Source organism: Alistipes dispar (genome assembly GCF_006542685.1).
In the GTDB taxonomy this organism is placed as follows: Bacteria; Bacteroidota; Bacteroidia; order Bacteroidales; family Rikenellaceae; genus Alistipes; species Alistipes dispar.
In genome coordinates this window covers 1,417,277-1,432,288 of sequence record NZ_AP019736.1, presented here as the reverse complement: position 1 = coordinate 1,432,288, position 15,012 = coordinate 1,417,277, and the positions used below count along the sequence as shown (strand labels likewise).

Annotated in this window: 10 protein-coding genes; 4 read left to right on the top strand and 6 right to left on the bottom strand. The window is 61.0% G+C overall.

Translation table 11 applies throughout. From position 1 onward, the window contains the following. The 4 genes from FME97_RS06105 to mnmG all read left to right on the top strand — a co-directional run bounded on the left by FME97_RS06105 (nt 1) and on the right by mnmG (nt 5,766). A complete protein-coding gene (locus FME97_RS06105; RefSeq protein ID WP_141428366.1) occupies nt 1–1,800 on the top strand; it encodes a tetratricopeptide repeat protein in 1,800 nt (599 codons plus the stop codon). Then, complete coding sequence (locus FME97_RS06100; RefSeq protein ID WP_141428365.1) at nt 1,797–2,924, top strand: murein hydrolase activator EnvC family protein; 1,128 nt, start codon at nt 1,797–1,799, stop codon at nt 2,922–2,924. Before FME97_RS06105 ends, FME97_RS06100 begins: the two co-directional genes overlap by 4 nt. 411 nt (nt 2,925–3,335) lie before the next feature. After that, a complete protein-coding gene (gene ybeY, locus FME97_RS06095; protein WP_141428364.1) occupies nt 3,336–3,782 on the top strand; it encodes an rRNA maturation RNase YbeY in 447 nt (148 codons plus the stop codon). Between the two features lie 100 nt (nt 3,783–3,882). Then, the gene (mnmG, locus tag FME97_RS06090) at nt 3,883–5,766 is read left to right on the top strand and encodes a tRNA uridine-5-carboxymethylaminomethyl(34) synthesis enzyme MnmG (protein WP_141428363.1); all 1,884 of its coding nucleotides are present in this window, start codon (nt 3,883–3,885) and stop codon (nt 5,764–5,766) included. Between the two features lie 149 nt (nt 5,767–5,915). Here mnmG and FME97_RS06085 read toward each other — a convergent pair whose 3' ends face one another. From FME97_RS06085 to FME97_RS06060, 6 genes are all read right to left on the bottom strand, one after another. Then, nucleotides 5,916–6,965: a branched-chain amino acid aminotransferase gene (locus tag FME97_RS06085; RefSeq protein ID WP_262710149.1), complete on the bottom strand. Its 1,050-nt coding sequence runs from the start codon at nt 6,963–6,965 to the stop codon at nt 5,916–5,918. A 66-nt stretch (nt 6,966–7,031) separates the two neighbouring features. Then, the gene (gene metG / locus FME97_RS06080) at nt 7,032–9,074 is read right to left on the bottom strand and encodes a methionine--tRNA ligase (RefSeq protein WP_141428361.1); all 2,043 of its coding nucleotides are present in this window, start codon (nt 9,072–9,074) and stop codon (nt 7,032–7,034) included. Nucleotides 9,075–9,295: 221 nt separating this feature from the next. After that, nucleotides 9,296–11,428 carry a S46 family peptidase gene (locus FME97_RS06075; RefSeq protein ID WP_141428360.1) on the bottom strand — a complete coding sequence of 711 codons (2,133 nt, stop codon included), beginning with the start codon at nt 11,426–11,428 and terminating at the stop codon, nt 9,296–9,298. 6 nt (nt 11,429–11,434) lie between these two features. Next, complete coding sequence (gene nadA, locus FME97_RS06070) at nt 11,435–12,376, bottom strand: quinolinate synthase NadA (protein WP_141428359.1); 942 nt, start codon at nt 12,374–12,376, stop codon at nt 11,435–11,437. 388 nt (nt 12,377–12,764) lie between these two features. Next, complete coding sequence (locus FME97_RS06065; RefSeq protein ID WP_141428358.1) at nt 12,765–13,817, bottom strand: Mrp/NBP35 family ATP-binding protein; 1,053 nt, start codon at nt 13,815–13,817, stop codon at nt 12,765–12,767. Between the two features lie 33 nt (nt 13,818–13,850). Continuing rightward, entirely contained in the window at nt 13,851–14,981 is a 1,131-nt protein-coding gene (locus tag FME97_RS06060; protein ID WP_141428357.1) for a 6-bladed beta-propeller, read from the bottom strand. Between the last annotated feature and the right edge of the window lie 31 nt (nt 14,982–15,012).

The window sequence follows — 15,012 nt, the reverse complement described above, 5'->3', positions numbered from 1 at the left end:
ATGAAACGCCTGACAGCGATAACGGCCCTCTGCACGCTCTTCACCTCGGCGTTCGTCGCCGGGAAGGGCACGCCCGGCGCGGCCGGATGCCCCGACTCGCTGCGCAGCGTGTGGCTCTACACCGAAGGAATCAAGCAGAACGCCATCCTGCGCGACACGGCACGCGCCCGGAAGCTTTTCGCCGAGGCGATCCGCAGCGACTCCTCCTTCGCCCCGGCCTATTACGCGATGGCGGCCAACGGCATGTACTCCTCGCCCGACGAGGCCGTGGAGCTGGCCCGCAGCGCCTACCGGCTCGACACGGCGAACAAGTGGTACCACCAGTTCTACGGGCAGGCGCTCATCTACGCCGACCGCTACGACGAGGCGCTGAAGGTTTACCGCCGGCTACAGATCGAGAACCCGAAAGACCCGGACAACTACCGCATCCTCGCGGCGCTCTACGAACAGACGAAATCCCCCGTGCAGGCCATCATCACGCTCGATTCGGCCGAGCTGCGCTTCGGGCGCATCCCGCTGCTCGGCGAGATGAAACGGCGGCTGCTCCTGGCCACCGGCCAGGTGGGGCGGGCCATCGAGGAGGCCCGCAGGGAGGTCGAGGCGGCTCCCTATGAAGCCCGCCTCCACGCCGTGCTGGCCACCCTCTACGGGGCCGACCGGAAGGATTCGCTGGCCCGGGCCGAGTTCGACGAGGCCCTGCGCATCGACTCGACGAACGTCGAAACGCTCATGATGCTGGCCGACTTCCACGCCGAACGGCAGGACTACGGCGCGCTGCTGGCCGTCACGCGCCGCATTTTCCTCTCGGACAAAGTGCCCCTCGAGACGAAAATCCGGCGGTTCGAACAGTTCACCGCCGACACGCGCTTCTACCGCGAATACTACTTCCAGCTCAACGACCTGGCCACGACGCTGGCCATCCGCTACCCGGACGACCCGGGCGTCACGGAGCTCTACGCCTCGCACCTGATCGCATCGGGCGAGCTGGAGCAGGCGCTGGCGCTCTACAAGCTCCGCCTCGCGGACCGGCCGCCCGCCGAGAAGTTCTTCCGCACGGTGATCGACATCGAAAGCTATCTGCAACGCCCCGACTCGGTGGACAAATACGTGCACGCAGCGCTGGCGCTCTTTCCCGACAGGGTGGATTTCCACATGTCGAAAGGGCATGTGATGAGCTACTCGAAACAGTACGACAAGGCGCTCGACGCCTACCGCGAATCGCTCGACTACGCCGCGACGGACTCGCTGCGCAGCGTCATCTGGGGCATGATCGGCGACACGTGGCATCAGAAGGGCATCGAAGGGCGCGAGGACTGGGACGAACGCATGGACCTCGGAATCGCCGAACCCGACGCCGCCTTCCGCAAATACATGAAACAGTGCTACAAGGCCTACGACCGGAGCCTGCGCTACGATCCGGACAACACGATGGCGCTCAACAACTACGCCTACTTCCTCTCGATCGAGGGGCGGGATCTGGAGCGGGCGCTCTCGATGGCCAGCCGCGTCACGGCCCTCGAGGACGACAACCCCACCTATCTGGACACTTACGCTTGGGTGCTCTACAAGCTGGGGCGCACGGACGAGGCCAAGAAAATCCTCCAGCGGGCCGTGGTGCTCGACGGACAACGCTCGCCGGCCCTGCTGGCCCATTACGGGGACATTCTGTACGCCCTCGGCGAGCGGTTCATGGCCGAAATCTATTGGCGGCAGGCGCTCGAAAAGGGCTATTCGGCCGAGCTGATCGAGCCGCGGATGCAGCAGGCGGCGAACCCCGAACCCGAAGCGAAAAAGCGATGAACCCGATCCGAAAACTCCTTGCGGCGCTCCTGCTCGCGCTCTCCGTCTCCGGGGCCGTGGCCCAGAACGACGCGCAGATCAGGGAGCAGAAGCGGATCATCGCCTCCCTCGAAAAACGGATCGCCGCCGAGGAGCGGGAGATTTCGAAGCTCCGGCAGGGCCGCACGAGCACCGAGGAGCGTATCCGCCGGCTGGCCCGCCAGATCGACTCGCGGACCCAGTTGCTCGACGCCACCGAGAAGGAGGCGTCGCTGCTGCGCGAGGAGATCGCACGCAAGGACAGCGTCGCGGGAGGACTCTCGGCGGCGCTCGAACGCAACCGGGAACAGTACGCCGCGATGGTCCGCGAAGCCTACCGCAACTACCGCCACAACAACTACCTGACCTATATCTTCTCGTCGCGCGACTTCGCCGACGCGGCCCGCCGGATCGCCAACCTGCGCGCCGTGGCGTCGATGCGCGAAAGCAAGCTGCGTGACATCCGGAGCCTCTCCGAACAGGTGCGGACCGAACAGGAGGAGCTGGGGCGCCGCAAGCTGTCGCTCGATTCGGCGATGCGGCGGCTCTCGTCGCAGCGCGAACGGCTGCAACTCGACTCGCGCAACGCCCGGGCCAGCGTCAGCCGGCTCTCGAAGAAGGAGAAAGCGGCCCTGCAACGCAAGATCGCGCAGGAGCAGCAGCTCGACGCGGCCATCGGCGAACTGCGCAAACTCACCAAAGGCAACAAGGAGGGCGCCTCGTTCTCGTCGAAGACCTCGGGACTGCGCCTTCCGGTGCAGGGCGGCCGCGTGAAACGCTACAAGGGGAACATGGCCGAGGTGGCCGGGCCGAAGGGCGCGCAGGCGATCTCGATCTACGACGGCAAGGTGGTCGAAATCAAACGCAACCGCATTACGGGAAAATACGACGTTTTCGTCGCGCACGGCGAATACATAACCTCCTATGCCAACCTGGGGACGATCTGCGTCGAGAAGGGCCAGAAAGTGGCGAGAAACGAGGCTTTGGGAACCATCGGCTCGGCGGTGGACATCGAGACGATGCAGACCGAATACCGCCTCGTGTTCGGCATCTATCCGCCCGATCCGAAGCAGACGATGTCCGCGGCGAACTGTTTCAAGAAGTAGGGGAGACCTCCCCCGGCGACAGACCGCGGCGCGAAGACCCCGCGTCTGCGACTGCCGGACGCGGAATGCGGGCGGCGCTTCGGGCGGCTCGGTCTCCGGGAAAGGCGGAAAGGCGAGCCTCCGGGAGGGCAGAAAGACGGGTCTTCCGAAAAGACGGAAAGGCGGAAGCGGGACAATTCCCGGGACCGCGCCGCGGCCTTACGGACGCCTCGCAGGACCGCAACCGGCGGCAGGAAAGCGTCAGCCCTTCACCTGCGGAACCCCGTGCCGGGGACGACGGTTGCCCGGTCTCCGTCCCGCAGCCGGAATCCGGGGCCGATCCGGAATCCGCATACGGCGGTTCCCGGCGGAGAAGAGAGGGTATTCCCGACCCCGCGAAACAGGGAGAAAACGCATAAAAAACAGATACGAATGGCTGTACGCTACTATACCGACGACTGCTCGTACAGGCTCCCGCAAAAACGCCTGACGGCCCGGTGGCTGCGCGAAGTGGCCGAAGCGGAAGGATATGTGCTGGGCGACGTGAACTACATCTTCTGCTCGGCCGCACGGCTGCTGGAGATGAACCGCCGATACCTCGGACACGACTACTTCACCGATGTCATCACCTTCGATTACAGCGACCGGCGGGGAACGCGCATCGTCTCGGGCGACATCTTCATCGACGTGGAGACCGTGGCCGACAACGCCCGCCGATACGGCGCCACGCGGCTCTGCGAAATGCGCAGGGTAGTCGTCCACGGCGTGCTGCACCTCTGCGGCCAGGGCGACAAGACGCCCCGCACCAACCGGCAGATGCACCGCAAGGAGGACAAATACCTGAAATTCTGGGACGAAAAACTCCCGGCCGGATCCTGACCAAGCCGCGACGCACCGTGCGTCCGGTCTCCGACGCCCGCGTCCGGAACGGACGGACAGACGAAACGGATCCGAAAACCTACATTCAGACGAAAAACAGATGATTCTCGATTACGACATCATCGTCATCGGCGGCGGACACGCCGGCTGCGAGGCCGCCTCGGCCGCCGCACGGCTCGGCTCGCGCACGCTGCTGCTGACGATGGACATGACCAAGATGGCCTCCATGTCGTGCAACCCGGCGATCGGAGGAGTAGCAAAAGGACAGATAGTCAGAGAGATAGACGCTTTGGGAGGAGAGACGGGACGCATCACCGACCTCACGGCCGTCCAGTTCCGGATGCTCAACCGTTCGAAGGGTGCGGCCATGTGGAGCCCCCGGGCGCAGTGCGACAAAACCCGTTTTTCGGAGGAGTGGCGCCGCACGCTGGAGAACACCCGCCACCTCTACATCTGGCAGGACGCCGCCACGGAGCTGCTCTTCGACACCTCCGCCGAAACTCCGCGCATCCGGGGGGTCAGAACCCGCATGGGCGTCGAATTCTCGTGCCGGGCCGCGGTGCTGACCGCCGGCACGTTCCTCGAAGGCATGATGCACTGCGGCGCCTCGCACGCCGAGGGGGGCAGGGCGGGGGATGCCGCTTCGCACGGGATCACGGAGTGCCTGCGGAGGCTGGGATTCGAGACGGGACGCATGAAGACCGGGACGCCCGCACGACTCGACGCCCGCACGATCAATTTCGACGCCCTCGAACCGCAATACGGTGACGAGAACCCGTCGAAATTTTCGTTTTCACCTGATACACAACCTGTTAAACATCAACTGCCGTGCTTTCTGGTCTATACGACACCCGAAGTGCACGCCATTCTGCGCAGCGGATTCGATCGTTCGCCGCTCTTCAACGGCACGATCCGCGGCATCGGACCACGCTACTGCCCGTCGATCGAAGACAAGCTCCGGACCTTCGCCGACAAGGAGCAGCATCAGCTCTTTCTCGAACCCGAAGGGGAATCGACCAACGAATACTATCTGAACGGATTTTCGTCGTCGCTGCCGTGGGAGGTGCAGTGGGAGGCGCTGCACAAAATCACCGGATTCGAAGATTTGCACATCTTCCGTCCCGGATATGCCATCGAATACGATTATTTTCCGCCTACGCAGTTGCATCACTCGCTCGAAACGAAACTCGTCCGGGGTCTCTACTTCGCCGGACAGGTGAACGGTACGACAGGATACGAAGAGGCGGCGGCTCAGGGACTGATGGCGGGAATCAACGCCCACCGCGCCCTCGCGGGAAAGGAACCGGTCGTGCTGAAACGCGACGAAGCCTATATCGGCGTACTGATCGACGACCTCGTGACAAAGGGAGTGGACGAACCGTACCGCATGTTCACCTCGCGTGCCGAATACCGGATTCTGCTCCGGCAGGACAATGCCGATATCCGGCTCACTCCGCTGGGGTATGAAATAGGCCTGATTTCCCGGAAAAGATACGATCATTTCGTCAAAAAAAATTCACTCGTAGAATCGCTTGTAGCGTTCGCCCGCGGGGAGAGTGTCAAAGCAGCCGAAATTAACGGCTATCTGAAAACGGTCGGTTCGGACCCGCTGACGCAGGGCAGAAAGCTGCACGATATTCTGATGCGCAACAACGTGACGTTCGAATCGCTGCAAAAGGTATTGCCGAAACTGAAAAAGTTCATCGAATCGAACGGAATGGATGCGGAAGTCGTCGAAGAGGCGGAAATTCAAATCAAATACAAAGGATACATCGAGCGGGAAAAATTCATTGCGGAAAAGCTGCACCGCCTCGAAAATATCGCTATTCCGTCGGATTTCGATTTTCACTCGCTCAATTCGCTGACCATCGAAGCTCGTCAAAAACTGACCCGGATACGGCCGGCTACCATCGGACAGGCATCGCGCATTCCGGGTGTCTCCCCGGCCGATGTCAATGTATTGTTGGTAAAATTCGGACGGTAAACCAGAAAAAGCAGGGAAGATACGTTTTATTTTCAAAGATAGGGCAGTAATCGTTCCACGTGGAACACTACACCGATCATCCAAAACACCTAAAAGAAAATAGGAGAACTAAAAAAGTTCTCCTATTTTCTTTACAAATAACAGTCCGATCAAAGCACGATCGTACACCAACCGTGTTTGTCTTCAGCCCGGCCGTACTGAATATCCTGCAAACGCGTATAAAGTTCCATCGAAATCTTGCCCACTTCGGTTCCGTAATTATAAACTTTTTCGGTCTGCATATCGAAAATCTTACCGATAGGGGAGATCACAGCCGCTGTTCCGCAGGCTCCGCACTCTTCGAAAGTTTCCAGTTCCTCGACCGGGATATGCCGCTCTTCGACCTCAAGCCCCATATCCCGGGCGATTTGGCGAAGGCTCATGTTCGTAATGGAAGGCAGCACGGAAGGAGATTTCGGCGTGATATACTTTCCGTCCTTGATACCGAAGAAGTTGGCCGCGCCGCACTCTTCGATATATTTATGCTCGGCCGCATCCAGATACATGACATTCGAATACCCCAAATCATGCGCTTTTTCACCCGACATCAGACTGGCCGCATAGTTACCGCCCACCTTTACATCACCTGTTCCACGTGGAGCAGCGCGGTCCTGTTCGCGGTCGATGGCGACCATGATCGGCTTGATTCCGGTCTTGAAATAAGCCCCGACGGGCGATCCGTAAACGATCAGCAGCGCATCCTTCGCCGGTTTCACACCCAGTCCTACGGTCGTACCGAACATGACGGGACGCAGATAGAACGAAGCTCCCGTGCCGTAGGGCGGAATGAAACGCTCGTTCCGTCTGACGACCTCCTTGCAGGCTTCGACCACCATTTCCACCGTCGGAACCGGCAGACAGAGCCGCTTGGCGGAAGACTGGAGACGACGCGCATTGTCTTCGACCCGGAAAAGACGCACCTTTCCGTCCACGCCCCGGAAGGCTTTCAATCCTTCGAAAAGCTCGATGCCGTAATGCAGGCACGACGCCGACATGTGCATCCTGATATACTCGTCGGCCGTGATCTCCATGTCGCTCCACTTTCCTCCGGTGAAGGAGTAACGGGCATTGACATCAGTTTTGGTGTAATCGAAGCCCAAAGCGCCCCATTCGATAGTTTCCATATTTTTAGGTTTTAAGGTTTTACCATCCGTTTCCATAAAAAATTTCATTCCGAAAACGACGTATTTCCGCCGCATCCGCCGCCGGAAAGCCGGAAACATCCGTTATCCGACCGTAGCTCCGTTGTTCGTCTTCTCGCCGGGCTGCAACAGCCGCAGTTTTCCCGAAGCGTCTTCGGCCATGAGAATCATGCCGTTCGACACGATTCCCTTCAGTTCACGCGGAGCCAGGTTCACCAGCACGAGCACCTGTCTGCCGACAAGCTCCTCGGGTGTGAAGTGTTCGGCGATTCCCGAAACGATCACCCGGCGGTCCAGTCCCGTATCCACCGTCAGCTTCAGCAGTTTCTTGGTCTTGGCCACCTTCTCGGCAGCGAGGATCGTCGAGACGCGGATATCCATTTTCTGAAAATCGTCAAATTGAATCGTATCTTTTTGACTTTCAATATTTTGCATAGATTCAGCCGCCTGATTGGCCGCTTTCGTGGCGGCCAGCTTGTCGAGCTGTTTCTGAATCACGTCGTCCTCGATCTTCTCGAACAGCAGCTCCGGCTCACCGATCTCGTGTCCCGCAGGGATGAGGTCCGTGGCGCCGAGCCGCTCCCAGCCGAACTTTCCGACGGCGAGCATCCGGAGAATCTTCGCCGCCGAGAAGGGCATGAACGGCTCGATGGCGATGGCCGTATTGGCCGTAATCTGCAAAGCGACGTTGAGAATCGTCTCCACACGCGCCGGATCGCTCTTGACGACTTTCCACGGCTCGGTGTCGGCCAGGTATTTGTTGCCGATACGCGCGATGTTCATGGCGTCCTTCAGCGCCTCGCGGAAGCGGTAATTCTCGATATTGCCCTCGAGCGAACCCTTCACCGCCGCCACCTCGGCGATCGTCTGCCGATCGTATTCGGTCAGCTCGCCGCAGGCCGGAACCCGGCCGCCGCAATACTTCCTGGTGAGCACCAGCGCACGGTTCACGAAATTGCCCAGCACGGCGACCAGCTCGTTGTTGTTGCGGGCCTGGAAATCCTTCCACGTGAAGTCGTTGTCCTTCGTCTCGGGAGCATTGGCGCACAGCACGTAACGCAGCACGTCCTCCTTCCCGGGGAACTCCTCGAGGTACTCGTGCAGCCAGACGGCCCAGTTGCGCGAGGTCGAGATCTTGTCGCCTTCGAGGTTCAGGAACTCGTTCGCCGGAACGTTTTCGGGCAGGATATAGCCGCCGTGCGCCTTGAGCATCGAGGGAAAGACGATGCAGTGGAACACGATGTTGTCCTTGCCGATGAAGTGCACCATCTTCGTATCCTCCGACTTCCAGTACTTCTCCCAGTCGGGCGTGAGGTCCTTCGTGGCGGAGATATAGCCGATCGGGGCGTCGAACCAGACGTAGAGCACCTTTCCTTCGGCTCCCTCCACGGGCACGGGAATACCCCAGTCCAGGTCGCGGCTCACGGCACGCGGTTGCAGTCCGCCGTCGAGCCAGCTCTTGCACTGCCCGTAAACGTTCGTTTTCCACTCCTTGTGGCCCTCCAGAATCCATTGGCGGAGGAACTCCTCGTAACGGTCCAGCGGCAGGTACCAGTGCTTCGTCTCGCGCTTCACGGGAACCGATCCCGACACGGCGCTGCGGGGGTCGATCAGCTCGTCGGGCGAGAGCGTCGAACCGCACTTCTCGCACTGGTCGCCGTAGGCGCGGTCGTTGCCGCATCGGGGACACGTACCGACGATGTAACGGTCGGCGAGGAACGTCTGCGCCTCCTCGTCATAGTATTGCATCGAGGTCCGCTCGATGAACTTGCCCTCGTCGTAGAGCTTCCGGAAAAAGGCCGAGGCGGTCTCGGCATGGGTCTTCGACGAGGTGCGCGAATAGATGTCGAACGACATGCCCAGCCCCTCGAACGACCGCTTGATGAGACTGTGGTAACGGTCCACGATCTGCTGCGGCGTGACGCCCTCCTTGCGGGCCTTGATGGTGATGGGCACGCCGTGCTCGTCCGATCCGCAGACCGACAGCACGTCGCAGCCCCTGAGCCGCAGGTAACGGGTGTAGATGTCCGAAGGTATGTAAACTCCCGCCAGGTGGCCGATATGCACGGGGCCGTTGGCATAGGGGAGCGCCGAAGTCACGAGGTAGCGTTTGAACTCTTTTGCCATAGATGAATGAGGATACGATCTTACTAATTTCTGTCAAAATTACTAATTTTTGACATATCCGTGAAGGAAAAGGCGAGTTTTTCCGAAAGTATGTAAATCCGCCGTGCGGGAACCGTCTCCCGGAGGGCGGGACAAAACGTTTTCACCCCCGCCGCGAAGGCATCGCGGCAGGGGTGAAAAACGGGGTGCCGGACGCTCCGGAGGCGTCCGGCAGGGGAGTGCTATTCGAACTGCATCTCGTCGAGCAGCCAGCCCGCTCCGGCGAACTTGTCGATGATGAAGAGCACGTAGCGGACATCCACGGCGATCATGCGCTGCAACTCGGGTTCGAAGGCCACGTCGCCCGACATCGCCTCCCAGTTGCCGTCGAACGCCAGGCCGATCAGCGCGCCGCGGGCATCGAGCACCGGCGAACCGGAGTTTCCGCCCGTAATGTCGAGGTCGGCGAGGAACGCCACGGGCATTTCGCCCTTCGCGTTGGCATAGCGGCCGAAGTCGCCCGCCGCATACAGCTCCTTGAGTTTTCCGGGTACGGTGAACTCCTCGGGATTCTCGGGGTTCTCCTTCTCCATCACGCCCTTGAGCGTCGTATAGTAGTTGTACTCGATGCCGTCGGCCGGCTCGTAGGGCAGCACGCGGCCGTAGGTCAGACGGATCGTGAAGTTGGCGTCCGAAGCCCACGCTTTCGAGGGGTTCTGCAACATGAGGCCGGCGATGTACTTGCGGTGGCCTTCGGCATAGAGCTGCGCGGCATCCTTGCGCGCCTCGGTCAGCTCCTTATACTTCTCCATGACCGATCCGGCCAGCTCCACCGCAGGATCCGAAGCCACCTTTTCGGGCGCATAGTCCTCCAGCAGGGCCATCACCTTCTCCTCGGAGGCGAAAACCGAATTGTCGTAGAGGTAGTCCACATAGGCGTCGATGTCGCCGCCGAACCGTTTGTCCACGATCTCACCGTAGAACGACGGCAGCTCCTTCATGTTCTCGCGGGCGATGGCCATCATCCGCTTGGCCACCTTGCGGTCGGTCGAGGGGCTGAAGTCCTTGTACCATTCGCTCATCGCCTCCTTGGCCTCGGCGACTTTCCTGATCTCGGACTTGGGCTCCATCGTCTCCGCATCGACGAACGAACGCGCCGGCGTCAGCAGCTCGATGCCGCGCAGAAACGCCTCCGAAAGGTACTGCCGTCCGGCGTCGGGAGCCGACATGCGCTCCACGGCGAGCTTGATTTTCGGCAGCGCGTCGATATACCCCTCCTCGGGCAGCGTGTTCTTCTCGGCCCAGGCCTGGAACGACGCCTCCTGAGCCTCCTTGCGGGCCTTCACGTCGAGTTTCTCGATGCCGCGCGACATGCCGATCGAGTTCTTCCAGTAATTCGACGAGGTGCGGTATTTCGCGGCATACTGGATGCGCACTTCGGGATCGGCCATCATGTCGTCCCAGAGAATCCTCTGCCGCTCGCCGCGGATGAAGATGCGCTGCGGGTTCTCCACGCCGAGCATGTTGTCGATCTCGTACGAGGTCATGTAGCGCTCCGTGGAGCCGGGGAAGCCCATCACCATGGCGAAGTCCTCCTCTTCGACGCCGTCGAGCGACACCTTGAGGAACTTTTCGGCCCTATACGGACGGTTTTCGGCCGCATAGGCCGCCGGACGGTTGTCCGGCCCCGCATAGACGCGGAAAACCGAGAAGTCGCCCGTATGACGGGGCCACATCCAGTTGTCGGTATCGCCGCCGAAGTTGCCGATCGACGAGGGGGGAGCGCCCACCAGCCGGACGTCGGTATAAACCTCCTTGACGAAGGCGAAGTACTGGTTGCCGCCGAAGAACGACTCCACCGAAACCTCCATGCCGGGATTCTCACTGCGGAGTTTCTCGGTCAGCGCCTCGATATTCCCGGAAGTGATCTTCCGGTACTCCTCCTGTCCGGCGATCGAGGGCACGTTGCCCACGATTTCGGGAGTCACGTCGCTGATCTTGCGGATGAAGCGCACCTCGAGCCCCGGAACGGGCAGCTCCTCGGCGTTCGACATGGCCCAGAAGCCGTTCTTGAGGTAGTCGTGCTCGACGGACGAGAGCTGCTGGATCGACCCGTAGCCGCAGTGGTGGTTCGTGAAGAGCAACCCCTCGGGCGAGACGATCTCGCCCGTGCAGCCGTTGCCGAAGATGACGATGGCATCCTTGAGCGAGGAGCGGTCGATGCTGTAAATCTCCTCGGCGGAGAGTTTGCAGCCGCGGGCCTTCATGTTCTTGATATTCATTTTCTGGAGGTACGGGAGCATCCACATGCCCTCGTCGGCCACGGCCGTAAGCGACACGCAGGCCGCCGCGCACAATAAAAAGATTTTCTTCATAAACGTTTATTTAATGTTGATCATATTCCGTATGGACCGCTCGGCGAGGCGGCGGATCCGCTCGTCGAGCACGATCTCGGGCGAGAGCGTCTCGAGCGCCGCGGCGATGTTCTCCAGCGTCACCATCTTCATGTAGCGGCAGTTGTTGCAGCCGCACGTCTCGTCGTCGGGAGGCGCCGGGATGAAGCGCTTCTCCGGATGGCGGCGGCGCATCTCCGCGAGGATTCCCGCCTCGGTCACGACGATGAACTCCTGCGCGTCGCTCTGTCCGCAGTAGGAGAGGATTCCCGCCGTGGAACCCACGTAGTCGGCCACGGCGACGATGTAGGCCCGGCATTCGGGATGCGCCACGACCTTCGCCGCGGGGTGTTCGCGCTTGAGCGCGAGCAGCTTTTCGAGCGAGAACTCCTCGTGCACGTGGCACGCCCCGTCCCAGAGGAGCATGTTTTCCCGCCCGGTGAGCTTCCGGATGTAGGAGCCCAGGTTGCGGTCCGGAGCGAAGATGACCGGACGGTCGGCGGGGATCGACTCCACGACCTTCAGCGCGTTGGACGACGTGCAGCAGATGTCGGTCAGCGCCTTGACCTCCACGGTCGTATTGACATAGGACACCACCGTATGATCCGGATGCTGCGCCCGGAAGGCGGCGAAGGCTCCGGCATCGCACGAATCGGCCAGCGAACAGCCCGCCTCGGGGCAGGGGATCAGCACCTTCTTGTCAGGGCAGAGCACCTTGGCCGTCTCGGCCATGAAGTGCACCCCCGCGAAAAGGATCACGTCGGCTTCGACCGACTGCGCCTCGACGGAGAGCGCCAGCGAGTCGCCCAGGAAGTCGGCCACGGCCTGCACCTCGGGCGCGGTGTAGTAGTGCGCCAGAATCACGGCGTTCTTCTCGCGCTTGAGTTCCCCGATGCGGCGGGCGAGGGCGGAGTGGTTTTCCACATTCATCTTTTATTTTTTCTTTTTATTAAATTAAATTCAATAAAGAAGAATAATAGAAATAGCTGTTGATACTGTTCATAACCCGGACTGTTATTCGTCTATCAACAATCCATCGTCCTCCTTTTTTCTTCTTACGGAATTAAACCTTTAATAATCACAAATGTAGCAAAAAAATCCACAATTGTTGAAAAGAGTTGTCCACATTTCGACAGCCGGTCTTTTTGAACATTCTGTTCCGGTTCGGGGCCTGCGGACGGGGGAACAACTTGCGAAAACTTTTTTTGGTTTCTTCCGGAATCCGTATATATCCGCTTCGGAGCGGGATATGCAAATCTGCGGACCCGGGAGTTTTCATTTTTTATCGTCGGTTTTCAACAGGGTTTCCCACACCTTATCAACCCGCTTTCATCACCTTTTCGACAATGCGGCGGGCGATGTCGCGGTAGCGTTCCTCGACCAGCGGATGCGTCGCGGCGGCCGGAAGTCCCGCGTCGCTTCCCTCCATGATCGACTGCACGATGGGTATTTCGCCCAGGAAGTCCACGCCGTTCCGTTCGGCGTACTCGCGGGCTCCGCCGCGGCCGAAGAGGTAGTAGCGGTTTTCGGGCAGTTCGGCGGGGGTGAACCACGCCATGTTCTCCACGATGCCCGCCACCGGGATCCGGACGTTCTCGTTGCGGAACATTTCCACGCCCCGCGCGACGTCGGCCACGGCTACCTGCTGGGGCGTGGAGACGATCACCGCGGCGTCGATCTTCAGCTCGCCGATGATCGACAGGTGCACGTCGCCCGTGCCGGGAGGCAGGTCCGCCAGCAGGAAGTCCAGCGTGCCCCAGCGCGTCTGGTGGATCATCTGCTTGAGGGCGCTCACGGCCATCGCGCCGCGCCACAGCAGCGCGTCGGTGGGCTTGATGAAGAAGCCGATCGACATGAGCCTGATGTCCATCGCCTCGGCCGGAAGGATGCGGTCCGTGCCCTCCTCCTGCACGGCTTCGGGCATGTAGCCCTCCACGCCGAACATTTTGGGCTGCGAGGGCCCGTAGATGTCGGCGTCGAGGATGCCGACGCGGAAGCCCATGTTCCGCAGGGCGACGGCCAAGTTGGCCGTGACGGTCGATTTGCCCACGCCCCCTTTGCCCGAGGCCACGGCGATCACATGGGCGATGCCGCCCGTCGAGGTGTTGAGTTTCGGCTCGGGACGCGGCGCGGCGCCGCCCTCCTTGACGACCACCAGCACGTCGCTGCCGGGAAATGCCGCGCGGAGCTGCTCCTCGACCTGGTTCTTGATCTTCACGGCGAACGGGTCGCGCGTCTTGGCGAAGCGCAGCACGACGGTCACCTTGCCGTCGGCCGCCGCCGTATGTTCGATGAATCCGCTCGCCACGATGTCTTTCCCCGTTTCGGGGTGGACGACCGTCGAGAGCACCTGCTTTATCTTCTCTTCCATCATTGCATGTATGCGTTTTTGCGTTGTGACGTTTCAGAACAGGTATTTGACCAGGACCGGATTGTCGTCCTCCCGCATCCGCAGGAGGCGTTCGGCTTCCCGGGGCGGAAGCGCCTTTGCGAAGGCTTCGCGCTCCTCGTAGGGGATCAATCCGAGGGCGCAGCCGTCCGACAGGGCGTACAGTCCGACGGGCAGTCCCTCTTCGGTACGGTGGAAACGGAAACTCCGGCCCGTTTTCCGGTCGTGGAAGAGTGTCGTCTGCCGCGGCTGCGGGTATCCGGAGAAGAGCGCCGCGTAGTAGTATCGCCCCGATTGCAGCTGCCTGCCGAAGAAGAAGGGAATCTTCCCGGTCGTGTACTCTTCGAGGTGGCGTGCACCTGCCGCCGGGATTTCGTTCTCCGGGAGCGCCGGCCGTTCGGGTTCGATCGGCGGCTCCGTATCCCATGCGTAGGCGGTGCGCACGCCGTTGGACGAGATCGCATAGACGCGATTGTTCAGCGATTCGTGGTAATAGACCGTATCGCGGTATCGGTTGAATACGGGGCCGTTTCTAAGCGACGACCAGGCTGCCGACGCGGGGAAAAAGTGGTTTTGCAGCGCGAAACCCTCGCGGGTCCAGATCCGGACGCCTCCCTCCTGGGCTCGATGCTCGGACGACCAGGTGACGAGGCTCTTCGCATCGAGCCGCTCGAAGTGCTGGTAGTTGGCGGGAGGTTCGGGCAGTCGTTCCCGCCGGATGAAACCGCCGTCGAATCCGTAGGTGATGATCTCCCCTATGGGATTGAGCAGCGAGACGGTTCGCCTGTCGGGGTCGATCAGAAAATCGCGTGCGCGAAGATACTCTCCGGGGCCGCGCCCGATCCGTCCGATCCGTCGGATGAACTTCCCGTCCGGGGCGAACAGCAGGAGCGAGGAGTTGCTTCGGTCGAATACGAACAGGGTGTCCCGGCAGGTTTTCAGCAGTTCGGGGTAGGACAACAGGCTCGCTTCGGTGGTCTCCAGCGGCGTGATCTCCACGCCCCGGAACAGGTCGTCGAGACGCACCGGCGTCTCCTGCCGGGGAAAGGGAAGCAGCAGGTAGTCCGTCGTCGCGCCGCCCGTGCAGGAGAGCCCGATCGCCAGCGCACCGACCGCCGCGGCGATCCTGTTTATCCCTTTGTTCATCGTACTTTGCGTGTCTGTTCCGGACAAAGAT

What these genes read in the sequence shown, in the direction of transcription:
- FME97_RS06105 (WP_141428366.1), top strand. Translation starts at nt 1, where the DNA reads ATGAAACGCCTGACAGCGATAACGGCCCTCTGCACGCTCTTCACCTCG.
- FME97_RS06100 (WP_141428365.1), top strand. Translation starts at nt 1,797, where the DNA reads ATGAACCCGATCCGAAAACTCCTTGCGGCGCTCCTGCTCGCGCTCTCC.
- ybeY (WP_141428364.1), top strand. Translation starts at nt 3,336, where the DNA reads ATGGCTGTACGCTACTATACCGACGACTGCTCGTACAGGCTCCCGCAA.
- mnmG (WP_141428363.1), top strand. Translation starts at nt 3,883, where the DNA reads ATGATTCTCGATTACGACATCATCGTCATCGGCGGCGGACACGCCGGC.
- FME97_RS06085 (WP_262710149.1), bottom strand. Translation starts at nt 6,965, where the DNA reads ATGGAAACGGATGGTAAAACCTTAAAACCTAAAAATATGGAAACTATC.
- metG (WP_141428361.1), bottom strand. Translation starts at nt 9,074, where the DNA reads ATGGCAAAAGAGTTCAAACGCTACCTCGTGACTTCGGCGCTCCCCTAT.
- FME97_RS06075 (WP_141428360.1), bottom strand. Translation starts at nt 11,428, where the DNA reads ATGAAGAAAATCTTTTTATTGTGCGCGGCGGCCTGCGTGTCGCTTACG.
- nadA (WP_141428359.1), bottom strand. Translation starts at nt 12,376, where the DNA reads ATGAATGTGGAAAACCACTCCGCCCTCGCCCGCCGCATCGGGGAACTC.
- FME97_RS06065 (WP_141428358.1), bottom strand. Translation starts at nt 13,817, where the DNA reads ATGGAAGAGAAGATAAAGCAGGTGCTCTCGACGGTCGTCCACCCCGAA.
- FME97_RS06060 (WP_141428357.1), bottom strand. Translation starts at nt 14,981, where the DNA reads ATGAACAAAGGGATAAACAGGATCGCCGCGGCGGTCGGTGCGCTGGCG.